Genomic DNA, 24,756 nt, shown 5'->3' on the forward strand with positions numbered 1-24,756 from the left:
GAAACCTCAGCTTTCTAGCTTCAACTGTTCCCTTCCATTTATGTCCCATACAGATGGTCCCCAATTCTTTGTCCAAGAATCGGGGACCACATCAGGAGGACCGCCCGGGGCTTTTCTGACTTCAGGTCTCGGCCGCAGGGAGGCGCGCCCGAAGGAGAGAGGGCATTCGTCAGACGAGGAAGTAGAGCGCGCCGATCGTGCAGAGCATGACGGGGATGGAGCGCTTGACGACGTCGAGCGGAGAGGCGCCCGCGATGCCTGCGATCAGGATGACGCCGGCGGCGAGCGGAGACGAGACGCGGCCGAGCGTGGCGGAGACGCAGGCGATGAAGCCGAGGTCCTCGATCTTCATGCCGAACTCAAGGGCGTGCGGCGTGACGGATTCGTTGAAGGCGAACGCGGCGGCGTTGCCCGAGCCCGTGATGATGCCGAGCAGGTAGGGGCCGAAGGAGGCGCCGAGCTTGGCGACGTCGGAGGAGTTCTTCAGGTAGTCGATGAAGAGGCTGATGAGACCGCAACTCTTGAGGCCGGCGGCGAAGACGCCCGCGGCGATGATGAGGCCGAGGATGCTGCCGTAGCCCGAGCCCATGCCGTCGAAGAACTTCGAGCAGAGCTGCTGCGGGTTGAGGCGCGTGACGATCATCACGTAGATGAGGCCCATGAGCATGGCGGTGGCGACCGACATCTTCACGCCGGGGAAGCACAGCGAGATGACGAAGAGGAGCACGACCGGCAGGAGCGGCGCAAAGGCCATCAGCAGGTTCGGCTTTTCAGGCAGGTCGGGGAGCTTCTTCTGGATGTCTTCGCCAGGATGCACGCCCGTCGAGCCGAAGCCCTCCTTGCGGTAGTCCTTGAAGAGCAGGCAGACGATCATTACGAAGACGATGGAGAGCGCCGAGAGGATCAGCGTCGTCGGGGCGACGTACGTGACCATGTCCATCACGGGAATGTTGGCGAGCTTGGCGACGTAGATGTTGTCGGTGGAGCCCGGAGACCAGTAGTTCGGGAGCGTCGATGAGATGATCACGGCGGCGGCCATGGCGGGACGGAAGCCCGCGCGGATCATCAGACCCACGAGTGTCGGACCGATGGCGGCGCACAGGCCGGCGAGAGAGCCGATGGCGACCGAGGCGATGCCCGTCACGATCATGCAGCACGGCAGAAGCAGGATGCCGAGCTTGTTGAGCGGCTTCGTGAGCAGGGAAACGAGATGAAGGTCGCACTTCGTCATTGTGACGCAGGCGGCAAAGCCCATCGACGAACAGATCGAGATGATGAGCGCCGAGTTCGTCATCGACTTGTCGAACTGCTGGAAGGCGGCCATCGGATTCATCGATAGGCAGCACATCGCCAGACCCGCAATCAGCAGGACCAGCTTCGTGTCATAGCGGCGGATGAGCGCGGCGAGCGTGAGAATCACGACCGCAATGGCGCTCCAGACGTAGATCGTCATTTTGTTGTGTCTCCAGAACGGTTAGGGGGATTTTCTGAATCCTAGTGATCCGCGCGTTTTTGAGCCATGGGGAGTTATGAGGAAGGTTTATGTGATTACCCTTACGTATTTTTGCGGATTATTTTGCAAAGACGGCTCCGAATCTTGCGCAGGATCGGGAAATTCGCGTTTTTGTACCACTGAGGAGGTAAGGGAGAACCCGCCTAAAAAAACGGCGGCCGTGTCGGAATAATGCACGGCATCAGTTTTTCGAACCCCTTTCAACCCTCAGGAGATTATCCGATGAGCACCGTCGAGAGCATGAGCACGACCGAGCGCTTCCTGCAGTATGTTGCGTTTGACACGCAGTCCGTTCGTGAGAGCACGACCGCGCCGTCCGCCGAGAAGGAGCTTGCGCTTGCGGCGTTCCTCGTCGACGAGCTCAAGGCGCTCGGCGTCGAGGACGCGAGGATCGGCGAGGGCGGCGTGGTCTACGGATCGATTCCCGCAACGCCGGGCTGCGAGGCCAATCCCGCCATCGGCTTCATCGCCCACATGGACACATCTCCCGACGCCCCGGGCGCGAACGCGAGGCCTCAGATCGTGCGCTACGACGGCGGCGACGTGACGCTCAACGTCGAGAAGAACATCGTCTTCAGTGTCGGGCAGTTCCCCGACATCCTGAAGTACAAGGGCCAGGACGTGATCTTCACGGACGGCACGACGCTTCTGGGCGCCGACGACAAGGCGGGCATCGCCGAGATCATGCAGATGGTCGCCTGGATCAAGACCCATCCCGAGGTGCCGCATGCGCGTCTGTGCATCGGCTTCACCCCCGACGAGGAAGTGGCCCGCGGCACGGAAAACTTCGACATTCCGCTCTTCGGCGCGGCCTATGCCTACACGTTCGACGGCGGCGAAATCGGCACGCTCGAGAGCGAGAACTTCAACGCGGGCACCGCGCTCGTGACCATTAGGGGCGTGGGCGTCCATCCCGGCCTCTCCAAGGGCAAGATGGTCAATTCCGTGCGCTATGCCGCCAGGCTCATCGACCGCCTGCCGATCGATCAGGCGCCCGAGACGACCGAGGGCCACGAGGGCTTCCTGCATCCGAACATGGCAAAGGGGACGGTGGTCGAGTCCGTCGTGCGCATTCTGGTGCGCGACCACAACCGTGCGCTCTACGAGGAGAAGAAGGCCTTCCTCGTGAAGCTCGTCGACGAGATGAGCGCCGAGTTCCCCGAGGCAAAGTTCTCCCTCGAGATCAAGGACAGCTACGAGAACATGAAGCCCTATCTCGACAAGGCCCCGAAGGTGCTCGAGATTGTGCGCGCGGCCTATCGCGCCTGCGGCATGGAGCCGCAGGAGGAGCCGATCCGCGGCGGCACCGACGGCGCGCGCCTTTCCGTGCGCGGGCTGCCCTGCCCGAACGTGTTCACGGGCGGCATGAACTTCCACGGCGTCTATGAATGCATTCCCGTGAAGTCGCTCGACAAGGGCGCCGAAGTCGCCGTCATGCTCGCGAAAAAGTCCGCCGAGGTGACGTCGCTTCAATAAGCATCAGCGGATTGCAACAGTTTCTTCCGGTCCGGATGTGAGTCTATTCGGACAGGTGGAGTGGGGACGGGGCCCGTTCGAAAGAGCGGGCCCCAATTTTTTCCTGCCGTGCGCGGGCGGTCGTGATCCGTCGTGGGCTCAGGACACGCCTGCGCGCGCAATGGCTGCGCGGCCGCGCTCGGTGTAGGCGATCCAGTCCTCGCCCGTCCTGAGGGCGACGGCTTCCGCAAAGAGTCTGAGCGGCGGGCAGGCCTCCTCGCGCTCCCTGAGCGTGACGACACACATGCGCCTGGGAGCACGCTCCCAGCCAGGCATCACGGAGACGATGCGCCCCGACTCGAGCTCCTCGACAACGTGCGCAAGCGATAGATCGACGGCGATGCCTCTGTCCTCCAGGAGAAGCTCCTTGAGCGCGATCTGGTCGTGCGTGATGAAGACGTTCTTCCATTCGATGATCTCCGACTCGATCCCGTCCCTGTAGAGGCGTCTCACGGGATTGAGGTTGACGGTGCGAAGCAGCAGTCCCGTGTGGCGCGCAAGGTCGGCGGGTGTTTGCGGCGTGCCGTGTCGCCTCAGGTATGCGGGAGTCGCGAGGACGCAGGTGGAAGTGACGTGGCAGAGGCGCACGACGAGATCCTCGGCGACGGCGGGCACGTCGCTCAGCACGATCGCGTCGACGGCGCCTGCGCGAAGCCCGGCGAGCGTCGCCTCGGGCTGGAGCACGAACGAGAGGTTCGGGTGCTCCCGTGCATAGGAGACGAGCGTCTTCGAGAAGTAGAGGCGGGAGATCTCGATCGGAGCCGCGAAGCGGATGCGCATCTTCTCGCCCGTCGCCTGATGGAGTGCGCGCGCGTTTTCCAGGTTGCGCAGCGCGAGCTCGAACGCGGCGAGGAAGGCCCTGAGCTGCGGCGTCGGACGATAGGGACGCGTGCTTTTGTCGAAGAACGCAAAGCCCATCTCGCGCTCCATGCCCGAGACGAGGCGCGAGCACTTGGAGAGTTCGATGCCGAGCTGCTCGGCAGCGGCGGTGACGCTTCCCGTGCGTGCGGCGGCCGAGACGGCGCGCCAGGCGTTGAGGTTGTCGAGAACATTCATAGAAACGCCGCAAGGAAACATCTGACTTCAGTCAGGTGAGGAATTGCGGCCCATGCATTTCACACTCGAGTCTCTGAAGAGCGCAAGGGAAAAGGGGCCAGAAGTTCTGTCGGGCATGATGGAGGCGCCGGGGCGTCCCGGCTTTTGGGCGCCGAAGATCGACAACGAGGCCTGCGAGGGCCTGCGGACTGTGCCCGACCGTCTGTCCGACTGCGGCGCTAGAGGAGGAAAAGCTCAACGGCGTCACGCCCATGAAGGTGAGGCCCTCGAAATGCATCGGTTGCGGTCTCTGCGTCGACATCTGCTTCAGGAACGCCGTGCAGACGCTCCCCGTCAGACATCCCGAGGAGTCGCTCGACGAAAAGCCCGTCGTGATCTACGCAGGACGAGCCGGTTCGGGCGATTCGCCCGAGGCCGTCTGGGAGGACAAGCTCAAGACGATGATCAGCGCGCCCGTCTACCGCACCTGACCCGTCGTCCCGTCCATTGCCGAATGACTGAAAATAGATGAGAAAAGCGGGCCCGCGGCATTGCCGTCGGGCCCGCCTGCGCTTCACGCTTCAGAAGCGCATTAGAAGATCACGGGGTCGTAGACGCCCGCAAAGAGGACGGACGCGCGCAGGAGGAGTGCGCCGAGGATGGCTGCGGAGCCTGCGGCGAGCTTCGCGGCGTCGCTCCTGACGAACCCGAGCGCGAAGGGCACGACGAGGCCCAGCCCGACGGCGCCACCCCAGAAGAGCAGCGCGTTTTCGCCGCCGACGAGGGATTCGGCACCCGCAACGGCGCCCGGCGTCCCGGTGGCGATCGCCACGTGCACGAAGGCAAAGAGGATGAAGGCTTCGCCCAGGTGCGCGAGCACGGCGGTCGTACCGATCCAGCCTGCGTGCGGAAGACGTCTGCGGGACTCGAGGATTTCAACGAGACCCACCGCGCAGGAGAGGCCCGAGGCGATCCAGAGGACGGGTAGCACGGCCGTGTTCCAGAGCGCAACGCCTTCGGCCTGCGTGAGGAGGAAGCCCGAGTAGGCCGTAGCCGCAAAGCCGAGCGCGGCGTTGAAGACGAGCAGCGCATGGTTGTTGAGGAGCGCCTCGGCCTTTTCGGCGGACTTCCACGCGAGGAGAAGCTGCACGCAGCAGGCGATGCAGAGCACGGTCAGCAGGCAGATGCCAATGAACATCCAGCTGCCGCCGTTGAAGCGGCCCGTGACGATCGACTTCACCAACGCAAGAGGCAGGTTGAGCATGCGCCCGAGGTGCGAGACCACGAAGAGCGTGCCCACGATCGCGCTCACGGTGCTCGCGACGAGCACGAGCTTGGAGCGGACCCAGAAGTTTAGGAAGAGGCCCATGCCTGCGAGGCCGATGAACCAGAGGAAGAAGGCGATCGTCCAGCCCCAGTGGGCGGTCGAAGCCTGTTCGGTCAGAAGTGCGAGTTCGTAGGTCATTTTGTCACCACCACGAAGAAGTTGGGTTTCGTGCCTTTGTGCGGCAGGAGCTTTTCGGTCTTCGAGACGGCGATGCGCCTCGAGATCCTGCTCTCGGGATCATTGACGTTGCCGAAGGCCCTGGCCGAGACGGGGCAGGCCGCCACGCAGGCGGGACTCCTGCCTGCCTTGACGAGCGCCTCGCAGCCTTCGCCCATGCACTTCATCGGCACGCCCGTGTCGGGATGCGTCCAACGCACGTCGTAGGGGCAGGACGCCACGCAGTAGCTGCAGCCCACGCACAGCGACTCGTCGGTCTTGACGAGGCCGGTTTCCGGATCGCGCCAGTTGGCGCCGAACGGACACGTCGAGATGCAGGGGGCGTCCGAGCAGTGCTGGCACTGCACGAGGAGCATCTGCGGACGGCGGGCGCGTTCGAGCGTGATGCGGCGGATGTTGGAGCCGAGCCAGTCGTGGCCCGGGATGTCGCGCTCAAGGAGCTCCGGGTGGTTGGTTTCAAGACAGGCCGCAATGCAGGCCGTGCAGCCGATGCAGCGGGTCGCATCGAAGAGATGCGCCATCTGAACGTTGTTTTCCTTCGTCATGGCTTAAGCTCCCTTGCCGATGCGGCGCACGCGCACCGAAACGTTGTTGTTGACGTTGCCGCAGGCGACCTGACTGACGCCGCCCGCAAGCCACTGGGTGTTGAGACCTTCGCGGACCCATTCGTAGGCGGGGAGAAGCTTCTTCGTGCGAATGCCCGAGGAGAAGCCGTAGGAGAAGAGCACGCCCGCCATCACGCGGTTCGTGACCGTGACGGCCGAGACGCCCCTGACGCCCGTATCGAGCCCCTCGCACTCGATCATGTCGCCCGTCTCGATGCCGAGACGTTCGGCGTCGACGGGATTCATCCAGATCGTGCGGTCGCCCGTGTACTTCGACGGGAAGGTGAACATCGCAAGACCCGAGCAGCTCGCGCCGTTCTTGCCCGAGACGATGACGAACTCGTCGGAGACGGGCTTGGGCGCCGTGTAGGACTTGGTGGGCGCGTATTCGGGAAGCGCCATGATGCCCTTTGCGGTGGCGGCGCCAAGCACGTAGAAGCTCACGAGCTCGGCCTTGCCGGTCGGCGTCATGAGGGGAGAGCGATACGGGAAGGTCTCGTAGGCCTTGGCCTTGACGAGTGCGAAGCCCTTTTCCTCGACCTCGCGGGCGATGCGGTCGCCTTCGCCCGGTTCGGCCTTGTTGCGGCCTGCGATGAACTTCGCCCAGGCCTTGTTGAGGAGTCCTTCGTTGTACCACTTGAGCCATTCCTCGCGGGTCTTGATTTCGGCGGCGTAGCCCGCGCGCGCGGCGCGTTCGGGATACATGCGGCGGAGGATCTCGAGGAGCTGCCAGATGTCGTGGCGGGCCTCGACGCCCTCGGGCGGCGCAACGGTGGAGTCGGACTTCTGCACCCAGCCGTCGCGGGCGTAGGAGACGCCGAGGTACTCGGGATTTTCAAGGAAGAAGGTCGACGGGAGCACGTAGTCGGCCCAGTCGTTCGATTCGATCGGCATCAGGTCCTGCGAGACGATCAGCTCGAGCGACTTGAAGGCCTCGATGAGGCGCGCGGAGTTGGGCTCGCGGTGGAACATGGCGCAGCCCGTCATGATGAGGGCGCGAACAGGGTAGGGCTTGCCCGTCTTCATGGCCTCGAAGGTCGAGGAGAGCGTGCCAATGCCTTCCGGGAAGTAAAGCTTGTCGAGAGGCTTGCCCGGCGCGACCTCCCAGGTCACGCCCGTCGGGCCCGTGCACTTCGTGCCCGCCTTCTTGATGCCGACGCCGCCGAAGCCGCTGCCCTGAGTGCGGATGAGGCCGCCCTCGCGGTCGAAGCGCCCGGTGAGGAGATTGAGGATGTTCTGCAGCGCAAAGCCTTCGACGTCGTTGCCGTTGCGGCTGGAGTACCAGCCATCGTCACAGACGCCCCTGAGGCGGAAGAAGTCGCGGGCGATCGAGACGATGCGCGCGGCGGGAATGCCCGTGAGGGCGGAGACGGCTTCGGGCGCGTACTTCGCGTTCACGTCGGCGAAGGCCTGGAGGACCGTCTTCGCGTTGACGGTCTCGCCCGAGGCGAGCTTGACGGGGCCCTGCCAGAAGAGGGCGGGACGCACGTCGGGATTTTCTTCGAAGGCGACGGGCTGGTTCTTGTCGTTGAGCCTGAGATCCATGAAGGCGACGCTGCTCGTGCGTTCGTCGATGACGGCGAAGGCGCGTGCGCGGCCGTTGGCGCGCAGGTCGGACTCGGTGATCGGGGTGAGGTCCTCGCGAACGAGATAGGGGGCGTTCGTCCAGCGGCGCATCCACTCGAAGTCGGCGAGCTTTTCCTTGAGGCCGACGTGGATGACGGCGTGCAGGAAGGCGGCGTCGGTGCCGGGCTTGACGGGCACCCATTCGGATTCGGCAAATGCGCCTTCGGGCATGCGCGGGTCGACGAAGACGAGGCGGGCGCCGCGCTCGCGTGCTTCGGCCGCCTGGGCGAAGGAGCCGGCGGCGCAGTTGAGCGTGCGTCCGATGAGAAGGAGGTAGTCGACGTGCGCGTAGTCGGGGTCGACAGCGGCGACGCCTGCGGTGTTGGAGCCGAAGACCATGCGGCGCGCGAGCGACGAGGCCGAGTTGCAGGTCGAGGAATGATTGACGACGTTGGGCGTGCCGAGCGCGTGCGCAAACCATTTCTGGGAACCCGTGAAGGAGTGGCTCGTGAGCATGACGGCGCGTTCGCCGTCGCGCTCGACGATCGTCTTGAGCTTCGCAGCGATTTCCGTGAGAGCTTGATCCCAGGAGATCTCCTCGAATTCACCCGAGCCGCGCTCGCCCTTGCGCTTCAGGGGCTTCCTGATGCGCATCGGATGGTTCCACGCCCAGAGCGTCTGGGCGCCGCGGCCGCAGTAGCCGCGCTGGGGATGGTCGGGATTGGGCATGATGCGCACGGTCGTGCGCGAGGCGGCCTCGCCTTCGCGGCGCATGGCGAGCAGCCCGCATCGGGCGCCGCACATGCAGCATGCAACGGGATGGGCCGTCCAGCCGTCGGCCTTCATGGCGTCGACTTCGGCCTTGACGGCGGCCCAGGAAAAGCCCGAGGCCGCTGCGCCTGCTGCCGCCGCGCCGATGAGCGTGCGGCGGGAGATGCCGGGCAGGTGTTCGGTGGTCGTCATAACGATCTCTCCGGTTTCGAATGATGGGTCCAAAGGCGCCGCGGCAAAGGGTCGGAATGACGCCGCAGGCCTTTCCCCAATGATCTCAGGGAACCCTTCACGAAAATTCGCGGGGTATCCCTATAACCTTCCGTGAATAGTGCTTCCCCGCGTCATCGTGAATCGGCGATAAACGCCCGCAGTCCTGCACGTTCGGATGTTTTGCAGAATGATGAGGCGTTCAATCGGGTAAAAAGCCGAATGTTGACATGGGTCAACCTGATGCGAAATCATGAAGTGGCTTTCGATAGGGTTTGGCTATTAGCCGGTATTATGATGCGGGAACTGCAGGAAAAACGGCGTCAAAAACGTCGGAGTTGGGGCGGGATATTCAGTGAAAACGGAGAATGATGCGGATTGAGGAGCCGCGGGGCGTGGAAAGGAAAAAGGGCCCCTGCGCCATGGCGGCGCAGGGGCCCTGAGGGGGGGAGACGGCGGAGCCGGCTGCCTGCGTCAGTGTGCGGGTGCGAAGATGGCGCCCGTGCGGATGCCTCGGGCGGTGCCGAGTGCGGCGGCGGACCAGACGAAGAGCGCGAGCAGGGTGAGACCGCCCGCGACGTGAGGCAGGACCTCGAGCGCGAGGAGTTCGGAGACGCGGAAGGCGAGCACCGAGCAGGCGCCGATCGGGAAGACGAAGGCCCACCAGGAGAGTGCGAACGGAAGCTTGCCCTGACGGCGGTTGCGGATCGTCATGGAGACGGCGAGCACGAGCCACCAGAGGGCGGCGCCGAGGAAGGCGGCCGCGACGAGGGAGCCGTAGCGCAGGAGCGAGGCGTCGCCCGTGGTCTTGAGGAGCGCGAGCATCGAGAGCGGGATGACGCTCAGCGGCGCCAGGTGCACCCAGAGGGTGGGCGTCATCTTGCCCTCGACGGGGGCGCCGAGGAAGTGGCGCGCCATCGTGAGCGCGAGCAGGCCGACGTACATGAAGACGCCTGCGCCGAATCCCGTCATGTTGAGGGCGAAGGCGAGTTCGCGCAGCACGCCTTCGGAGGCGGCGGCAAGCGGGGCGCCCGCAACGGGGATCACCACGAGGCCCACGGCCGGGATGAAGTGCGCGGGCGTCACCATGCCGAGCTTGAGGCGCTCGCTCGTGAAGAGCCCGAAGAGCACCACGTAGCTCACGGCAAAGGTGCCCAGCGCACCCGTCCACCAAAGCGGCGCGATCAGGGTGGGCGAGACCCCGCGGATCGTCCACTCGGCCGCCATAACCAGCATCGCGATCGGGAAGGTCGCATAGAAGCTCCCCTCGACGGGGTGGCGCAGCTGCTCCATCACGGCGTCCCCGTGACGGATGAGGCGATAGACGGCGGCAATGCCAAGCACGGACATCATAGCAATCGCAAGCCAGTGCAGGGCGGAGGCCGCAAGGGCCACGGGGGCGGCGAGCGCGGGACCCGCGTCCGCGGCCGCGTGGGAGGCGAGGGTGAGGGCGAGGCTGGTGACGGCCGTGCCCATGACGGAGGCGAACCAGCCCGGGGCCATCGGGCGGATGAAGCGTTCCATGAGAAGACTCCAGAAAAGGGTTGTTGAAGGGCGTGCGGTCCTGTGGTTGCCGCTACGCTCTAAAAATTGTGGGAATGAATCGTAGACGAAAAGGCCGTCGCTCGTCAAATTCATGGAACGTAATTTTGAAGTCTCCCGATGGTTCGCCTTTCCAAAACGCCTTTCAGAGGCGCGTTTGAGGCGAAAAATAAAAAATAAAAGGATGGGAGCGTCGGCGCCGGCGTGGCGCGACAATCGCTTGCCTCATGAGAGGCGATCGATCCCAATGAGGCGATAAATAAAGACTAAAATGCTCTGCAAACGGAAGGTGCAAAAGCATGAGTGAGTTAGCTACTAAAGCCGACGAAATCCGATACTTTGTGATTAGATCCCCTGAAAATGCCTGTGGCAGTTGCGTTCAGGAACCATTCTCAATTGAGGACGTGGTTGGATGAACGTTCTTGAAAAATGTTGACTTGGGGTTAACCCGCAATGCGGCTGCAGATGAGGGAAAACTACAATCGAATCGTGTCGGAGAGGGCGTTTTGCCTTGATTTTGCGAGCACCTCGGATCCCTAGGCCGAAGCGCAAGGGCGGGCGCGCCTCTCCAAAGCAATTAAAACCATTTATGCAACAGGAGCTCTTCATGCTCGGACTCTATCCGACTTGGTTCGAACCCGGCGTGGGCAGCGGCTGGATCATCGGCTTCATCGCCACGATCCACGTCCTCTTCTCTCACGCCTCCGTCGGCGGCGCGGTGCTTTTCGCCTGGCTCGCCAACTATGCGGTGAGGAGGGACAAGCCCGCCTACCTCGCCTTCATCCGCCGCTACGGCCTCTTCCTCCTCATCTTCAGCTACGTGCTCGGCTCCATCACGGGTCCGGGCATCTGGTTCGCCGCCACGATCGCGTCCCCCCGCGGGATCTCGGCGCTCATCCACTCTTTCGTCTGGCTCTGGGCGAGCGAATGGGTGTTCTTCGTCATTGAGGTGATCGGCGTCTACCTGCTCGTCTATCTTGCGGGCCGCGTGGATCCTCGCACCCACACCCGCATTTCGATCATCTTCGGTCTGGCGTCCGTCGCGACGCTCCTCGTGATCGTCGGCATCCTCTCCTTCATGCTCTGGCCGGGGCAGGCCGACTGGCACCAGACCGGCGGCGTGCTCAATGCCTTCTTCGGTGAGAACACCTTCGCCCAGATGACGGCCCGCTTCATGTTCATGCTCACCATCACGGGCGTCGTCGGCGGCATGGTCGCAGGCCGCATCGCCGACCGCGAGGAGAAGGCCATGATCGCCCGCGTCCTGTCGGGCGCCGGCATCCTCGGCGTCATCGGCGGCTGGCTCGCCTTCCGTTGGTACATGACAACGCTCCCCGACATCGCCTACGAGACGATGGCGACGAGGCTTCCCGAAAGCTTCGGCATGATGATGGCCGCCTCCATCGGCGTCTCCGTCCTCTACTTCCTCGTCACCGCCTGGAAGCCGCAGGTGCTCCGTCCCTGGCTCGCCGGCGTGATGACGGTCGTCATCCTCGTGCTCGGCCTCGCGCCCGAGGAGACCGCCCGCGAAATCGTGCGCAAGCCCTGGGTCGCCGGCCAGTACGTCTACGGCAACCAGCTCGTCGGCCGCGACGTCCCTGCGCTGGGCATCCGCTCCGAACTTCCGCTCATGGCCGAGAAGGGCGTTCTCGCCACGCACCCCTTCATGCCCGAGCACCTTCGCAAGGTGACGCCTGAAAACGAGGTCGAGGCCGGCCGTGCGCTTGCACTCACGCTCTGCAGCAACTGCCACTCGCTCACGTCCACCGGCATGCGCCCCCTTGAGAGCTTCTTCCCGGCCGATGCCGATCGCGCCTTCCTCGCCGACTACCTCGGTGCGGGCCTCTACCGCGGCCACTCGGTCTACATGCCGCCCGTCCCGCTTCCCGAAGCCGAACGCGGCGCCCTTGCAGCCTACATTGAATCCATCCTTCCCAAGAAAGGAGCCGCCAAATGAATGACATGATGCTCATGGCTCTGACGGATCCCGCCGGCGCGCCCGCACACCCGCTCATCTTCCTGGTGCTCGGCGTCGTCACCTTCGCCCTTCACCTCACGGCCGTCAACGTGATGCTCGGCACCCTCGGGCTCGCCGCCTGGGGCGCCTTCTCGAAGAACCCGTACTGGCAGCGCCTCGCGGGCGCCCTCGGCACGACCGCCAAGGTCGCCGTCGCGGTCGCCATCGTGCTCGGCGTTGCGCCGCTCCTCTTCGTGCAGGTGATCTACGACCCGTTCTGGTACACCTCGAACGTGATCTCGGCCTGGTGGCTCCTCGGCTTCCTCGCCATCCTCACGGTCGCCTACCTCGCGCTTTACCGTTTCTACGGCCTCAACCACCGCTATGAAGCCGACGGCAGGCCCGTGCACCTCGAGGGCGCCCCGAAGGGCGGCGTCTGGCTCGCCGGCAGCCTCGTGCTGATGCTCGTCTGCGGCCTCATCATGCACGCCGTCGTCAACCAGTCGCTCCTGCCCGCCGAATGGATGAACTGGTACGCCCCGAACGGTGAGATCGAGCCCTACGGCAGGTCGCTGCACTCCGTGACGCCCGCCCGCGTGCTCTTCTTCCTGCTCCTCTCGCTTCCCGTGACGGCAGGCTGGCTCTTCGGCATGCGCCGCTACCTCCTCTCCTCGGGCGAGACCGACTACGGTTACGTCGACTTCATCGAGGGCCTCGCCCACGGCATGGCCCGCGTGGGCTCCGCCCTGGTGCTCCTCGCCGGCGCCGCCTGGATGGTCACGCTGCCCGAGACGATGAGCTGGTTCGCCGGCTCCGTCTGGATGTGGATCGGCCTCGTTCCGCTCGTCTACTTCGGCGCGATGAGCTTCATCCAGAAGAAGCGCGTGCTCTGCATCTTCTGCAACTACATGGCCTTCGGCATGACCCTCGTCATGACGATCGTCCTCGCCGCGCTGCGCGAAGTGCTCCGCTTCGTGACGCTCCTCGAGGGCTCGGGCTACGACGCGCTCGCCTACAAGATCACCATGGACTGGCCGAGCACCGTGATCTTCTTCACGACCTTCCTCGTTGTCGGCGGCCTCAACCTGACGTACCTTCTCTCGCTCGCCTGGAAGAGCGGCCAGACCGAAGGCGTCTACCAGCCCTCCGCCGCGCTCTCGCGCGTGGGCGTCGCCGCCATCGCCTCGCTCGTCCTCTGGGTCGCAGGCTACTTCGCGATCGGCATCGCCGTCGTCAACGGTTAAGGAGTCACTGATCATGAACATCATCAATACGACATGCGCTGCGGTCCTGATCCTCGCCGCTGCGGCCTCCCAGGCCGCGCCGGATCCCGCCAAGCTTTCGGGCAATCCCACGGGCGAGGCGCTCGCGCACACCTGCGCCGCCTGCCACGGGACGTACGGGGAACTGAAGGGCGAGCACTTCGTGCCGCTCGCAGGCATGGACGAAGGGGAGTTCATCACCTCCATGAAGGAGTTCCGCTCCCACAAGCGCCCGTCCTCGATCATGAGCCACATCGCCGAAGGGTACAGCGATGAGGAGTTCGAACGCATGGCCCGCTTCTTCAACGGCGTCCGCATCAAGGGAGACGTGAAATGAAAGCCATCAACATCCAGCGCCGCCGGGTCATGACCTCGCTCGCGCTCTCCGCACTCGCCGCGGCGCCCGGCGCCTCCTGGGCCCAGGCCGCCGCCAAGGCCCTCGCACCCGCCCGTGGCGCGAGGATCGTCGTGGTGGGCGCAGGCGTGGGCGGCGCCACGGCCGCCAAGTACCTCAAGCTCTTCAACAAGGACCTTGACGTCACGCTCATCGACCGCAATCCGCACTTCATCCGCCACTACGGCTCGTCGGAACTCATCACGGGCGCCGTCACGATGGAGGACCTCACGGTCTCCTACGACGCGCTCTCCGACCGCTACGGTGTGCGCGTGGTTCAGGACACGATCGTCGGCCTCGACGCGGACCGCAGGACCGTCATCGGCGAAAAGGGCCGCTACGCCTACGACAAGCTCATCGTCTCGCCCGGCATCGAGCTGCTCTACGAAGGCATCCCGGGCTACAGCGCCGAGCTCGCCGCGACGAAGATCCCGAGCGGCTGGATCGCGGGTCCGCAGACGCAGCTCCTCGCCGACCAGCTCAAGGCCATGCCCCAGGGCGGCACCTTCTGCCTTGTCGCGCCGCCCAATCCGTATCGCTGCCCGCCCGGCCCCTACGAGCGCGCCGCGCTCGTGACCGAGTGGTGCGCGAAGCACAACCCTAGCGCGAAGATCATCGTCACCGACCCGAAGAACAGCTTCGTGACCGACGAGACGATGCTCCTCGGCTGGAACCGTCTCTACGGCTTCCCGATCCCTGCGGACTACAAGGCGAAGCTCGACAAGTACGCCTCGCCCGCACGTCCCGACTGCCGCCTCGAGTGGGTGCAGGAAAAGCAGGGCGGGCGCCCGCTCGCCATCGATGCGAGCGCCATGACCGTGACGACGGAGGCGGGCGTCATCAAGGCTGACGTCATCAACGTCATCCCGCCGATGCGCGCCGCCAACATTGCGCTCGCAATGGGCCTTGCCAACAAGACGGGCTTCTGCCCGATCGACCGCCGCACGTTCGAGAGCACGATCATTCCTGACGTCTACGTGCTCGGCGACGCCTCAATCGCCGACGCGATGCCCAAGTCGGGCTTCTCGGCCAACACGCAGGCCAAGACGACCGCGCGTGCGATCGTCGAGGAGCTCGCCGGCCGCGAGATCCCCGAGCCCGTCTGGTCCAACACCTGCTACGCGCTGGCGGGCGAGGACTACGGTCTCTTCGTCGCCGACGTCTTCCGCATCATGGACGGAAAGATTGGCCGCACCAACACGCGCGCCCGCTACCAGTACCTCAAGGCCCAGCCTGCCGAGCAGGCCCTCGCCGCCCAGTACCTCCACAGCTGGATGAACACGATCACCGCCGACAGTTTCGGCTGATCCCGGAGAAGAACAATGAATGCAAGACTGATGATTTTGAGCGCGTTCGCCGCCCTCCCGATGCTCGCCTCGGGCGCAGCCTTTACGCCCGCCGAACTCGACAAGGCCGTGGCTTCGCTCCCGAAGGCCAACGTCATGGGCGGATTCGCCGTGCACAGCAAGCAGTTCTGCGGCTCCTGCCACGGTCCCAACGGCATTGCACCCACCGCCAACTGGCCGCACGTCGCGGGCCAGCCCTTCGAGGTCACCGCCAAGGCGCTCCTCGACTACCGCGACGGCCGACGCACGGGCGGCGCCCAGGCCGCGATCATGACGGCTGCCGCCAAGCGCCTCACCGACCAGCAGATCGCCGACGTCTCGGCGCTCTACGAGATGCTCCCCGGCCCCGACGGCAAAACGTTTGACGTGGGCAAGAAGGATCGCACGCCCGTCGAGGGCGTCGACGTCGCAAGGCTCGTGCGCAAGGGTGATCCCGCCCGCGCGATCACGCCCTGCGCCGCCTGCCACGGCATGACCGGCAAGGGCCGCTCGAACGGCAAGGTGCCCGTCCTGCACGGACAGAACCCGACGTATCTCGCCGCACAGCTTCGCGACTATCGCGACGGACGTCGCGACAACGACGTCCTGAAGGAAATGCGCTTCTTCGCGCAGAAGCTCACCGACGATGAAATCAACGCGCTCGCCGATTTCTACGCGGGCGAAACCGGTTGGCCGGGCGTCAAGCCCGCCAGGCCCGCGGCCAAGGCTGCGGCAAAGTAGGCGGGAGCCGAGAAGGGGTTTGAAGCCTCCGCCTGCTGACGACAATGCGAGGGCCGCCTGTTGGAGATGGACGACGGGCGGCCCTTCGCACATCCACGAACCGTGCGGGAAAACGCGGCGGCGAAAAGCCCCTCCGACGGTCTAGACTCTCTGCACCGGACCGAGGCGGATTTCATTGAGTCGCCGTCGGTTCCTGAGAATTATCAAACATGGGAGAGCCATCATGAAGCGAGCCGCCGTCATCGGCTGCGGTGCCTTGGGCACCATTCTTGTCACGAACTTTGCCAGGGCCGAGGGCTGGACGCTCACGGGCGTCATGGCCCGAACGAAGGCGCACGCCGAGGCGCTCGCCGCCAACGCGGGCTGCCGCGCAGCAACGACGCTTGAGGAGCTCCTCGCCGACAAGCCCGACCTCGTCGTCGAGATCGCGGGCATCGGCGCCGCAAAGGCCTATGGCGAAGCCGTGCTCGAAGCAGGCTGTGACTTCGTGCTCGTCTCCGCAGGCGCGCTCGCCGACGCCGACTGGAAGGCTCGCATGACCGAAACGGCGCTGCGCACGGGCCGCCGCATCCACGTCGCCTCGGGCGCCATCGGCGGCTTCGACGTGCTGCGCACGGCCGCCCTCATGGGCGTCGAGGAGGCGACCTTCGAGAGCACCAAGTCCCCGAAGAGCCTCTCGGGCGCGCCCGGCCTCATGGGCGTGGAGCTCCCCGCCGACCGCGAGACGCTCGCCTTCGAGGGCGGCGTCGAGGAGGCCGTCAGGGGCTTCCCGAAGAACATCAACGTCGCGGCCGCCACGGTTTCCGCCGCCGACGCTCCGAATGTCAGGGTGCGCCTCGTCGCCAGTCCCGGCCTCACCGTCAACACCCATCACATCGACGTGAAGGCGGGCGAGATGCACTGCGAGCTCTTCTTCCACTCCGCCTACGATCCGAAGAACCCGCGCTCAAGCACGTCCACCGCCTGGAGCGTGCTCGCGCTTCTCAAGAACCTCGAGAGCCCGATCTCCTACTTCTGACGCGACTCCAAAACGCGCCCGCCGCCCTGCGCCGCATCGATTCAGGGTCTCAAATTGATGGTGAAACAAGTCGACATATGAGATGAGGCCGTGAAAAAAAAAGGCGCCTGCCCGCGGAGGGGAGGCGCCTTTTTGGGCTGATGTCAGACTGCGTCCGTAAGGGCGGAGCTTATTTCAGCAGCAGCTCGTTCATGAGCTTCACGAACCTGGCGGGGTCCTTGACCGTGCCCTGGTCGGCGAGGGCGGCCTGATCGAGCATCAGTTCGCACCACTTCTCGAAGCCCGCCTGGTCCTTTTCGGCCTCGGCCTTCTTGAGGAGCGGGTGGGACGGGTTGATCTCGAGGGTCACCTTGTCCTCGGGGACCTGCTGGCCTGCGGCCTCGAGCATGCGGCGCATCTGCGGCGTGAGGCGCTTGTCGGCGTCGGCCACGAGGCAGCTCGGGCTGTCGACGAGGCGGGAGGAGACGCGCACGCCTTCGACGCGGTCGCCGAGCGCCTGCTTGATGCGTTCGACGAGACCGGAGGATTCGCGAACGACTTCCTCGTGCTTCTTTTCCTCTTCGCTGTCGGCGAGCTCGCCGAGCTTGAGGTCGGAGGCGGTCACGGGGATGAACTCATGACCTTCGAACTCGGTCATGCCTTGCATCATCCACTCGTCGATGCGCTGCGTCATCAGGAGGACTTCGACGCCCTTGCGGCGGAAGGTCTCGAGGTACGGGGAGCTCACGGCGGTCTCGAAGTTGCCGGCGGTGAGGTAGTAGATGTGCTTCTGCTTCTCGGGCATGCGGGCAACGTAGTCGGCGAGGCTTACGTTCTCCTCGGGCGTGCCGGCCTTGGTGGAGGCAAAGCGCAGGAGCTTGAGGACGGCGTCGCGGTTGGCGTAGTCCTCGACGGGGCCTTCCTTCATGACGGCGCCGAAGTTCTTCCAGAAGACGGCATACTTTTCCTGATCGTCCTTCGCGAGCTTGCCGAGCATGTCGAGCGCACGCTTCGTGAGGGCGCGCTTGAGCTTCTGCGTCACGCGGCTTTCCTGGAGAAGCTCGCGGGAGACGTTGAGCGGCAGGTCGGCGGTGTCGACGAGGCCGCGGATGAAGCGCAGATAGTTCGGCAGGAACTGCTCGGCGTCGTCCATGATGAAGACGCGCTGCACGAAGAGCTTGAGGCCGTGCTGCTTTTCACGCGAGTAGAGGTCCCACGGGGCTTCGGACGGCGTGTAGAGAAGGGACGTGTACTCGAGCTCGCCCTCGACGCGGTTGTGGGCCCAGCAGAGGGGATCGCCATAGTCGTGCGTGAGGTGCTTGTAGAAGGCCTTGTACTGGTCTTCCGTCACGTCCTTCGGGGGAAGCGTCCAGAGGGCGCGGGCGTCGTTGACCTGCTCCCAGGAGCCCGTCACTTCAGCCTCGACGACGTCCTTGTCGTCCTCCTTCACGGGTTCCTTCTTCTCCCAGAGGAAGACGGGCGTGGAGATGTGGTCGGAGTACTTCGTGATCGCGTCGCGCAGGCGCCACTGGCCGAGGAACTCCTTCTCGTCCTCCTTGAGATGAAGGATGATCTCGGTGCCGCGGGCCTCGCGGGTGATGTTGCCGGAGGTGAAGGTGCCGTTGCCGTCGGACTCCCACTGCACGGCTTCCTCGGGACTCGCACCCGCCTTGCGTGAGATGACCGTCACGCGGTCGGCGACGATGAAAGAGGAGTAGAAGCCCACGCCGAACTGGCCGATGAGCTGGGAGTCCTTCTTCTCTTCGCCCGTGAGCTGGGCCATGAAGGCTTCGGTGCCGGACTTGGCGATGGTGCCGAGATGATCGTTGGCCTCGGCAAGCGTCATGCCGATGCCGTTGTCGATGACGGAGAGCGTGCCTGCTTCCGGATCGGCCTTGATGCGGATCGAGAAGGTCGGATCATCGGCAGTCAGCTCAGGCTTCGTGAGCGAGAGAAAGCGCAGCTTGTCGACGGCGTCGGACGCATTGGAAACGAGTTCGCGGAGGAACACTTCCTTGTTCGAGTAAAGGGACTTGGCGAGAAGACCGAGAAGCTTGGTGACCTCGGTCTGAAAACCATGTACTTCCTGTGCCATTTTTGAATTTTTCTCCAATATCAACAGCGCAATTTCCATTGCGTGCGGGCGTCACGGCGCCCGATACACGTAAATATGGGGACGATGTGCGGATTTTCAAGGGCGCGATTGAAGGCGATCGTGCGTCGGAGGCGACGTGCGCTCGCGCGCGTCCCCGCAATCCTGTATAGTCGAAAATCATTTCCCTTGAAATCGAGTCATCATGATGCTCCGCCTTTCTCTCATCGCCGCCCTGTCGGCCGCCGTTCTCACGGGCTGCCAGAGCGTGCCCACCGCCGACGAGATCGACCGCATGCAGGCCCCCGACGCGCACGCAAGCCACGCCAAGAACCTGATGAAGGTCTTTGCGTTCGACATGCACGACCGCGAGGACGCGGGTCGCGGACGCGCCGTGACGGTGACGCCCGAAGAGGCCGCCGCTCCCGGCGTCGACCTGCTCACGAGCGGCGGCAGCGGATTCTTCAACGGCATGCTCGAGAAGAGCGTGATGGCCGCGGATCCGCTCGAAACCGTCCACTACTTCGGATTCGTGCCCGTGACCGAGGCCGCCGACGAGCGCGCCGTCGTGAGGCACGTCGCAGCGAAGACCGTGCAGGCCGTCGCTTCGCAGTTTGCGAAGGAGGGCTGGCGCTTTGCATGGACGAGCCCCAAGGCCGACCTGAGAAGCTTCGGCTACATGGTCACGCAGGACGTCTTCTTCGAGAAGGAGGACACGGTCTGCAGGATTCCCGCCGGGATCTCCACGCTTGAACCCGGTCGTGGCGAAGGCTGCGCCGTGACGGTCGTCGTGCGCAGCCGCGACGTCTCGAAAGGCGCCGAGCCCGACGCCACGGGCTTCGAGCCCGTGCCCGCCTGGCTTGATCCCGCCCGTCCGCACGCCTGGCGCGTGCGCTCCGCCGCGCTCGGCTCCAGAATGCCCGACGGCAGCGTCTTCCTCACGCCCGAGCGCCAGCGTTCGCTCGCGCTCGCCACGGGCAGGCACACGGGTCTTTATGCCTTTGACGACAACGGCGTGCCCTACGTCGGCTGGGAGGGTGCCGTCGAGCGCTTCGCCGTGAGCCCCGAGGCTCGTGCGGCCATCGAGGCCCAGGCCCGCAGGGCGGCCGTCCCGATGACCGACAAGGTGATGGACACCGTCAAGGGCTGGTGGCCCTGGTAGGACCAAAAGTCCCTCAGGCTCATTTGACTTGAAGGCCGGCGCGCGAAGGCGTGTCGGCCTTCGTGCGTCATGGGAGGGAAGGTCGGTGCTTTTGTCCTCCTGCACAGGCCTTTTGTCGGCAATAGGCAAACCAAAATTTCGTTTGATCTCGATCATGCGGCCTAGGAGGAAGGAAGTCCTCCGCCCCGGATTCCGGGCAGAGGGCCACAGGTAGAATAACTTTCCACCAAGACGCCAGGCGGCGCCTTGAGCCTCTCGAAATCCGCACGGATTTTCGAAGATCATCCCGAAAGACAAGAAAAAACGGAGCAACCCGAAATGTTCATGAAGAAAGCCTTTGCCGCCGTCCTCGCCACCGCCGTCCTCGTCGCCGGCGCCGTTGAAGCCAAGGACCTGCGCGTCGCCTCCAATACCACCTTCCCGCCCTTTGAATTCGTCAACATGAAGACGCAGGAGATCACGGGCTTCGAAATGGATCTTATCCGCGCGATGGGCAAGCAGGCGGGCTACGAGGTCAAGATCACGAACATGGCCTTTGACGGCATCATCCCGGCAGTGCTCTCCGGCTCCGTCGACGTCGGCGCCTCCGGCTTCTCCGTCACCGAGGAGCGCAAGAAGCGCGTTCTCTTCACGGAACCGTTCTACAAGTCCGGCCTGACGGTGCTCGTCGCCAAGGGCAACGAGGACAAGATCCAGGGCTTCAAGGATCTTGACGGCAGGAAGCTCGCCGTGCAGATCGGCACGACGGCTGCCGCCAAGGCCAAGGACATCAAGGACGCCAAGGTCCAGACGTTCAACAATGCGGGCGATGCCATCCTCGAGCTCGCCAACGGCGGCTGCGAGGCCGTCATCAACGACAAGCCCGTGACGGACTACATCCTCACGCAGCAGCCGCGCCTTGCCAAGAAGGTCGTGCACCTGCCCGATATGCTCTCCGCCGACGACTTCGCCATGGTCGTCGCCAAGGATCGTCCCGAACTCGCCGCCGAACTCAACGCGGCCCTCAAGGCCCTCAAGGAAAACGGCGAATTCGACAAGCTCATGATGAAGTGGTTCGGCAAGGCGAAGTAAGGCGCGTCAATCGAACCATTCTCAGCTGCGGCGCAAGCCTGTACATGCGCCGCCCGGCGAAGCCGGTCGTCCCTCGCAGACGGCCGGCTTTGTCGGTTTCGGGTTCTGATGGCGGACTTTTTCCAAAACGTTTGTGCGGCGGCTAAAATAAGGCCCAATGACCCAGATGAAGACCTTGCCTTCGCCGTGAAGGCGGATCTTTCGACCAGAAGGAGCCCGGCCGTGAGCGCCTCCGCCCAACCGACCTTTGCTGGCACCCGATGCCTTCCCATTGAAGACTACTTCCACCGCATTCCGCTCGTGCCGTGGATCTGCCCGCCGCTCCATCCCGAGCTTCTGAGGCTTCTTGAGAACATCGGGCAGGAGGCCGTGCTCGCGCCCGGCGCGCAGATCTACCGCGAGGGCGAACCCGTGAGCCGTTTCGCGGTCGTCAAGAAGGGCCTCGTCGCGCGCAAGCTCGGCACCTACGGCGCAAAGTCCGACAATCAGATCGGCCTCGCGGGGCCCGGCAACATCGCCACGGGCAACCTCAACATCTTCTCGCACCGTCCCGCAGTCGGCGCCTACGAGGCCATCCTGCCCACCTCCATCGTCTGGTGCGAGCACCGGGAGTTCTTCGAAATCGCCAGACGCAATCCCGATCTCTTCATGCTGCTCGCCACTCAGTGCGAACTCTCAATGCTCTCCGACCGCCTTGCCTTCGCCTGTCTCACGCTCCTGAACTCCGAGCAGGCGATGAAGGTCGTACTCCTGAGCTGGACGAGCCATTTCGGGCACCTCGAAGGCGACGAGGTGATCGCGCCGCGAGTACTCACCCGCAGCATCATCCGCAGCGTGCTGGGCTGCTCCATGGGGTGGGTCGACCGCCTGGCGGCCGAGTGGAGGCGAAACGACGTGCGCCGCGTCGAGGGCGGCATCGTGCACTACAGGCTCGACATCCTGCAGGAGGCCAACGAGATCCTTTGCGATCTGGAGGAGAAGGTGAGCGGACTGCCGAGACCGCGCGACGTGAGACGATACTGGCAGCGCTCATGATCGTCCCGTGCGGCGAAAGTGCAGGGGAGGAGCGCGGAGAGGATCTGCGCTAAGCTAATCTCTTCAGACTTTTGCTTGCAGGAGAAGATCATGGCCGTCATCGTTACCCGAGACATAGAAACGCTGCTCGGCAAAATGAGAGTGGGAGCCTGCGAAGGCGCGCTGGTGTTTGCGCTCTGGCTCACGGGAGAGCCCGAAAGAGTGGAGCGCATCATCGCCCGTACGGCAGGGCGATGCGGCGCCGGGGCGGTCTTGCAGGGCAACTCGTCCCTCATCGACGAGGCCGAGGTGCAGATCATGGAGTACCTCGCGGGCCGGCGCACGATCTTCGAGCTTCCCATTCGTCTTCACGGCACCGACTTTCAGCGGCACGTCTGGCACGTGCTGACCGACATCAACTACGGCTGCGCCACCACCTACGGCATGCTCGCCCTCATGGCGGGATGCGAGGGTGGCTCGCGCGCCGTCGGCTCGGCCGTCGGCGCCAATCCCCTGCACGTCATCATTCCATGCCACCGCGTGGTCGAGAAGTCCGGCAGGATAGGCGGCTATGCGGGCGGCGGGACGGTGAAGTTCGAGCTCCTCGCGCGAGAGGGAAAGGTGGTGAGCGTCAATGCCGTGCCGGGGCGGGGTTTCACGAGACTCATCGCCGACGCCATCCCGAAGGTGATGGGGTGACGCCCGCCGCCTCTCTCCGAAGGAGGGGATGGTGCCGTTCTTAAGGCTAGCCTCAGACTGTGTTCACTAAGATCCCCTTTTTTCACAGGCGATCAGGAGAGATGCACATGACTGAGGCGAATTCTCGCATGGCAAGACTTGAGACCGATCCCGTCCTTCGCGAGGAGGCGGAGACGATCCGAATCATGACGGCGATGTATTGCAGGGACCGCCACGGCACGTCGGGGCGCCCCGACGGGCTCTGTCCCGAATGCAGCGCCTTCCTCGCGTATGCGCTCAAGCGCCTTGCGTGCTGTCCGTACGGTGCGTCGAAGCCCGTCTGCGCCAAGTGCCGCATCCATTGTTATCGCGCAAAGGAGAAGGCGCAGGCGCGTGAGGTCATGCGCCATGCGGGGCCGCGTCTTGCGGCATCGCATCCCGTGCTTTCCATCAGGCATCTTGTGAAGAGCCTCACGGTGAAGGCGCCCGAAAAGCCGAGGAACACTGCGGCGAAGAAGGAGATGGCATGATGAGGAAGGTGCTGCTCTCGATCCCGCCCGCGCTCTCGACGCTGCTCTTCTGCGCGCATCTTCTCTACCACGGCGTGCCGCTTGCGGCTGCGGCCGCGCCGCTTGGCGCACTCATCCTTCTGGCCGTGAAGGGTGCGGGCGCCACGCGCCTTCTCGCACTTCTTCACGTGCTCTTTGCCTGCGAATGGGCGAGAGCCGGCGGGAAGATCGTCATGCGAAGGCTCGAGACGGGCGGTTCGATTCATCCTGCGCTTGAAATCATGGCGGGCGTGACGCTCTTCACGATTCTGGCAGGCTGGTGCTCGCTCGCAAGGCATCGGGATTGAGGAGTTGAAAAAGGCGGTGCAGGAAGATGCACCGCCTTTTTTGACGAGCAGGTCGGACAGTCGCCAGGGAAAGTCTCAGCTCCTGACGGCGTCGGCCTCGTCGAGCCACTTCATGACGCCCTTGACGTCGCCGAGATCAAAGGCCATGGTCTGGGCGGGCGCGCCGAAGAGGTCGAGGCGGACGTAGAGCTTCCTTGCGGACGCAAGGTCCTTGAGGAAGGTCTTGTCCTGAAGAAGGACGGCGCTGCCGCCCATCAGGGCGCGGAGCGGCAGGGCGCGGGGCCTGCTCTCGTCGAACTGAACGAGGACGCGATCCGAGAAGGAGCCCACGACGGCGGGCTCGAGGTTGAGGAAGGCATGGACGTCGCCCTTCTTTTCCTTGGCGAGGACGAGAACGGGCTGCACGCGCTGGAAGAAGGCGGAGACGGCATTGTGGCTCAGGAGCTCGGCGCTGCGGGCCTGATCGCCCTCGGCGGCGTCGGGCCTGTCGTAGACCGTCCAGCCGCCTTCAAAGGCGGGAAGGCCGTCGGCCTGCGTCTTTTTGCCCGACTTTCCGGAATCGGTCGAAGGCGTCCCGGCCTTCGACTTCGAAGCGTCGCCCGAGGAAGCGCCGGGTGCGGTCTTCAGATCCGCGAGACATTCGTAGAGGCAGGTGATGAAGGCGGTGTCGTCCGGGGACTGCCTGCACTTGAGACAGGAGGCGGGAATGGCGTCGAGCGCCGAGGCGGCGCCCGGAAGAGCAAGAAGGCCCGCAAGGGCGGCGGGTGTGAAAAGCGTCCTGAAGTTCATGATGATGCGGAAAGTTGAGTCGTTCGCATTGCGAGTGAGGTCATTCTAAGCACGCGGCGTCGCGCCCGAGCGTGCGCGTAACGAATGCTGACAGACCTGACCGTTGGGAAACGCATGACGCGGCCGGCACGCCGCGGGGCATTCGGTGGCGGAGTTG

22 protein-coding genes are annotated in these 24,756 nt (G+C 64.5%); 14 read left to right on the plus strand and 8 right to left on the minus strand.

The features are described from left to right. Window positions 1–169: 169 nt before the first annotated feature. Entirely contained in the window at window positions 170–1,453 is a 1,284-nt protein-coding gene (gene dcuC / locus HMPREF9465_RS10250; RefSeq protein ID WP_005436701.1) for a C4-dicarboxylate transporter DcuC, read from the minus strand. 282 nt (window positions 1,454–1,735) lie between these two features. Here dcuC and pepT point away from each other — a divergent pair, with 282 nt between their 5' ends. Next, on the plus strand, window positions 1,736–2,989 hold the full coding sequence (gene pepT, locus HMPREF9465_RS10255) for a peptidase T (protein ID WP_005436708.1): 1,254 nt from the start codon (window positions 1,736–1,738) through the stop codon (window positions 2,987–2,989). Window positions 2,990–3,127: 138 nt separating this feature from the next. Here pepT and HMPREF9465_RS10260 read toward each other — a convergent pair whose 3' ends face one another. Next, window positions 3,128–4,084 carry a LysR family transcriptional regulator gene (locus HMPREF9465_RS10260; protein ID WP_005436709.1) on the minus strand — a complete coding sequence of 319 codons (957 nt, stop codon included), beginning with the start codon at window positions 4,082–4,084 and terminating at the stop codon, window positions 3,128–3,130. Between the two features lie 188 nt (window positions 4,085–4,272). Here HMPREF9465_RS10260 and HMPREF9465_RS10265 point away from each other — a divergent pair, with 188 nt between their 5' ends. Further along, window positions 4,273–4,554 (plus strand): NADH-quinone oxidoreductase subunit I, encoded by a 282-nt coding sequence (locus HMPREF9465_RS10265; RefSeq protein WP_147645346.1) that lies wholly within the window; start codon window positions 4,273–4,275, stop codon window positions 4,552–4,554. A gap of 101 nt (window positions 4,555–4,655) precedes the next feature. Here the strand turns inward: HMPREF9465_RS10265 and nrfD are convergent, their stop codons facing one another. The 4 genes from nrfD to HMPREF9465_RS10285 all read right to left on the minus strand — a co-directional run bounded on the left by nrfD (window position 4,656) and on the right by HMPREF9465_RS10285 (window position 10,243). Beyond that, window positions 4,656–5,528 (minus strand): NrfD/PsrC family molybdoenzyme membrane anchor subunit, encoded by an 873-nt coding sequence (nrfD, locus tag HMPREF9465_RS10270; protein WP_005436711.1) that lies wholly within the window; start codon window positions 5,526–5,528, stop codon window positions 4,656–4,658. Then, a complete protein-coding gene (locus tag HMPREF9465_RS10275; RefSeq protein ID WP_005436712.1) occupies window positions 5,525–6,112 on the minus strand; it encodes a 4Fe-4S dicluster domain-containing protein in 588 nt (195 codons plus the stop codon). The genes nrfD and HMPREF9465_RS10275 overlap by 4 nt, the downstream gene beginning before the upstream one ends. A 3-nt stretch (window positions 6,113–6,115) precedes the next feature. After that, window positions 6,116–8,701, minus strand: a complete 2,586-nt coding sequence (locus HMPREF9465_RS10280) for a molybdopterin-containing oxidoreductase family protein (protein WP_005436713.1) — start codon at window positions 8,699–8,701, stop codon at window positions 6,116–6,118. Between the two features lie 492 nt (window positions 8,702–9,193). Further along, on the minus strand, window positions 9,194–10,243 hold the full coding sequence (locus HMPREF9465_RS10285; protein ID WP_005436715.1) for a C4-dicarboxylate ABC transporter: 1,050 nt from the start codon (window positions 10,241–10,243) through the stop codon (window positions 9,194–9,196). Window positions 10,244–10,868: 625 nt separating this feature from the next. Here HMPREF9465_RS10285 and HMPREF9465_RS10290 point away from each other — a divergent pair. The 6 genes from HMPREF9465_RS10290 to HMPREF9465_RS10315 all read left to right on the plus strand — a co-directional run bounded on the left by HMPREF9465_RS10290 (window position 10,869) and on the right by HMPREF9465_RS10315 (window position 16,958). Continuing rightward, a complete protein-coding gene (locus tag HMPREF9465_RS10290) occupies window positions 10,869–12,218 on the plus strand; it encodes a c-type cytochrome (protein ID WP_005436717.1) in 1,350 nt (449 codons plus the stop codon). Continuing rightward, window positions 12,215–13,462, plus strand: coding sequence for a hypothetical protein (locus HMPREF9465_RS10295; RefSeq protein WP_005436718.1), 1,248 nt, complete (start codon window positions 12,215–12,217; stop codon window positions 13,460–13,462). Before HMPREF9465_RS10290 ends, HMPREF9465_RS10295 begins: the two co-directional genes overlap by 4 nt. A gap of 13 nt (window positions 13,463–13,475) precedes the next feature. After that, on the plus strand, window positions 13,476–13,817 hold the full coding sequence (locus HMPREF9465_RS10300) for a c-type cytochrome (RefSeq protein WP_005436719.1): 342 nt from the start codon (window positions 13,476–13,478) through the stop codon (window positions 13,815–13,817). Then, the gene (locus tag HMPREF9465_RS10305) at window positions 13,814–15,181 is read left to right on the plus strand and encodes an NAD(P)/FAD-dependent oxidoreductase (RefSeq protein WP_005436720.1); all 1,368 of its coding nucleotides are present in this window, start codon (window positions 13,814–13,816) and stop codon (window positions 15,179–15,181) included. The genes HMPREF9465_RS10300 and HMPREF9465_RS10305 overlap by 4 nt, the downstream gene beginning before the upstream one ends. A gap of 15 nt (window positions 15,182–15,196) precedes the next feature. Next, the gene (locus tag HMPREF9465_RS10310) at window positions 15,197–15,940 is read left to right on the plus strand and encodes a c-type cytochrome (protein WP_005436722.1); all 744 of its coding nucleotides are present in this window, start codon (window positions 15,197–15,199) and stop codon (window positions 15,938–15,940) included. Window positions 15,941–16,163: 223 nt separating this feature from the next. Then, the gene (locus HMPREF9465_RS10315) at window positions 16,164–16,958 is read left to right on the plus strand and encodes an aspartate dehydrogenase domain-containing protein (protein WP_005436724.1); all 795 of its coding nucleotides are present in this window, start codon (window positions 16,164–16,166) and stop codon (window positions 16,956–16,958) included. 169 nt (window positions 16,959–17,127) lie between these two features. On the opposite strand, the gene htpG is transcribed toward HMPREF9465_RS10315, so the two are convergent. After that, entirely contained in the window at window positions 17,128–19,032 is a 1,905-nt protein-coding gene (gene htpG / locus HMPREF9465_RS10320) for a molecular chaperone HtpG (protein WP_005436726.1), read from the minus strand. 202 nt (window positions 19,033–19,234) lie between these two features. On the opposite strand from htpG, the gene HMPREF9465_RS10325 reads away from it, so the two are divergent. From HMPREF9465_RS10325 to HMPREF9465_RS10350, 6 genes are all read left to right on the plus strand, one after another. Further along, on the plus strand, window positions 19,235–20,191 hold the full coding sequence (locus HMPREF9465_RS10325; protein WP_005436728.1) for a hypothetical protein: 957 nt from the start codon (window positions 19,235–19,237) through the stop codon (window positions 20,189–20,191). Window positions 20,192–20,509: 318 nt separating this feature from the next. Continuing rightward, complete coding sequence (locus HMPREF9465_RS10330) at window positions 20,510–21,262, plus strand: basic amino acid ABC transporter substrate-binding protein (protein ID WP_005436730.1); 753 nt, start codon at window positions 20,510–20,512, stop codon at window positions 21,260–21,262. Window positions 21,263–21,484: 222 nt separating this feature from the next. Continuing rightward, window positions 21,485–22,297 (plus strand): Crp/Fnr family transcriptional regulator, encoded by an 813-nt coding sequence (locus HMPREF9465_RS10335; RefSeq protein ID WP_005436732.1) that lies wholly within the window; start codon window positions 21,485–21,487, stop codon window positions 22,295–22,297. A 90-nt stretch (window positions 22,298–22,387) separates the two neighbouring features. After that, the gene (locus HMPREF9465_RS10340) at window positions 22,388–22,975 is read left to right on the plus strand and encodes a methylated-DNA--[protein]-cysteine S-methyltransferase (RefSeq protein WP_005436733.1); all 588 of its coding nucleotides are present in this window, start codon (window positions 22,388–22,390) and stop codon (window positions 22,973–22,975) included. Between the two features lie 107 nt (window positions 22,976–23,082). Continuing rightward, a complete protein-coding gene (locus tag HMPREF9465_RS10345) occupies window positions 23,083–23,484 on the plus strand; it encodes a nitrous oxide-stimulated promoter family protein (protein WP_005436734.1) in 402 nt (133 codons plus the stop codon). Continuing rightward, window positions 23,481–23,810, plus strand: a complete 330-nt coding sequence (locus HMPREF9465_RS10350; RefSeq protein ID WP_005436735.1) for a hypothetical protein — start codon at window positions 23,481–23,483, stop codon at window positions 23,808–23,810. The genes HMPREF9465_RS10345 and HMPREF9465_RS10350 overlap by 4 nt, the downstream gene beginning before the upstream one ends. A gap of 75 nt (window positions 23,811–23,885) precedes the next feature. On the opposite strand, the gene HMPREF9465_RS10355 is transcribed toward HMPREF9465_RS10350, so the two are convergent. Next, complete coding sequence (locus HMPREF9465_RS10355; RefSeq protein WP_005436736.1) at window positions 23,886–24,599, minus strand: hypothetical protein; 714 nt, start codon at window positions 24,597–24,599, stop codon at window positions 23,886–23,888. Between the last annotated feature and the right edge of the window lie 157 nt (window positions 24,600–24,756).

This window comes from Sutterella wadsworthensis 2_1_59BFAA (genome assembly GCF_000297775.1).
Classification (GTDB): Bacteria; Pseudomonadota; Gammaproteobacteria; order Burkholderiales; family Burkholderiaceae_F; genus Sutterella; species Sutterella wadsworthensis_A.

Excerpts from the sequence above, each read along its gene's own strand:
- dcuC (WP_005436701.1), bottom strand. The coding sequence starts at position 1,453 with ATGACGATCTACGTCTGGAGCGCCATTGCGGTCGTGATTCTCACGCTC.
- pepT (WP_005436708.1), top strand. The coding sequence starts at position 1,736 with ATGAGCACCGTCGAGAGCATGAGCACGACCGAGCGCTTCCTGCAGTAT.
- HMPREF9465_RS10260 (WP_005436709.1), bottom strand. The coding sequence starts at position 4,084 with ATGAATGTTCTCGACAACCTCAACGCCTGGCGCGCCGTCTCGGCCGCC.
- nrfD (WP_005436711.1), bottom strand. The coding sequence starts at position 5,528 with ATGACCTACGAACTCGCACTTCTGACCGAACAGGCTTCGACCGCCCAC.
- HMPREF9465_RS10275 (WP_005436712.1), bottom strand. The coding sequence starts at position 6,112 with ATGACGAAGGAAAACAACGTTCAGATGGCGCATCTCTTCGATGCGACC.
- HMPREF9465_RS10280 (WP_005436713.1), bottom strand. The coding sequence starts at position 8,701 with ATGACGACCACCGAACACCTGCCCGGCATCTCCCGCCGCACGCTCATC.
- HMPREF9465_RS10285 (WP_005436715.1), bottom strand. The coding sequence starts at position 10,243 with ATGGAACGCTTCATCCGCCCGATGGCCCCGGGCTGGTTCGCCTCCGTC.
- HMPREF9465_RS10290 (WP_005436717.1), top strand. The coding sequence starts at position 10,869 with ATGCTCGGACTCTATCCGACTTGGTTCGAACCCGGCGTGGGCAGCGGC.
- HMPREF9465_RS10295 (WP_005436718.1), top strand. The coding sequence starts at position 12,215 with ATGAATGACATGATGCTCATGGCTCTGACGGATCCCGCCGGCGCGCCC.
- HMPREF9465_RS10300 (WP_005436719.1), top strand. The coding sequence starts at position 13,476 with ATGAACATCATCAATACGACATGCGCTGCGGTCCTGATCCTCGCCGCT.
- HMPREF9465_RS10305 (WP_005436720.1), top strand. The coding sequence starts at position 13,814 with ATGAAAGCCATCAACATCCAGCGCCGCCGGGTCATGACCTCGCTCGCG.
- HMPREF9465_RS10310 (WP_005436722.1), top strand. The coding sequence starts at position 15,197 with ATGAATGCAAGACTGATGATTTTGAGCGCGTTCGCCGCCCTCCCGATG.
- HMPREF9465_RS10315 (WP_005436724.1), top strand. The coding sequence starts at position 16,164 with ATGAAGCGAGCCGCCGTCATCGGCTGCGGTGCCTTGGGCACCATTCTT.
- htpG (WP_005436726.1), bottom strand. The coding sequence starts at position 19,032 with ATGGCACAGGAAGTACATGGTTTTCAGACCGAGGTCACCAAGCTTCTC.
- HMPREF9465_RS10325 (WP_005436728.1), top strand. The coding sequence starts at position 19,235 with ATGATGCTCCGCCTTTCTCTCATCGCCGCCCTGTCGGCCGCCGTTCTC.
- HMPREF9465_RS10330 (WP_005436730.1), top strand. The coding sequence starts at position 20,510 with ATGTTCATGAAGAAAGCCTTTGCCGCCGTCCTCGCCACCGCCGTCCTC.
- HMPREF9465_RS10340 (WP_005436733.1), top strand. The coding sequence starts at position 22,388 with ATGGCCGTCATCGTTACCCGAGACATAGAAACGCTGCTCGGCAAAATG.
- HMPREF9465_RS10345 (WP_005436734.1), top strand. The coding sequence starts at position 23,083 with ATGACTGAGGCGAATTCTCGCATGGCAAGACTTGAGACCGATCCCGTC.
- HMPREF9465_RS10350 (WP_005436735.1), top strand. The coding sequence starts at position 23,481 with ATGATGAGGAAGGTGCTGCTCTCGATCCCGCCCGCGCTCTCGACGCTG.
- HMPREF9465_RS10355 (WP_005436736.1), bottom strand. The coding sequence starts at position 24,599 with ATGAACTTCAGGACGCTTTTCACACCCGCCGCCCTTGCGGGCCTTCTT.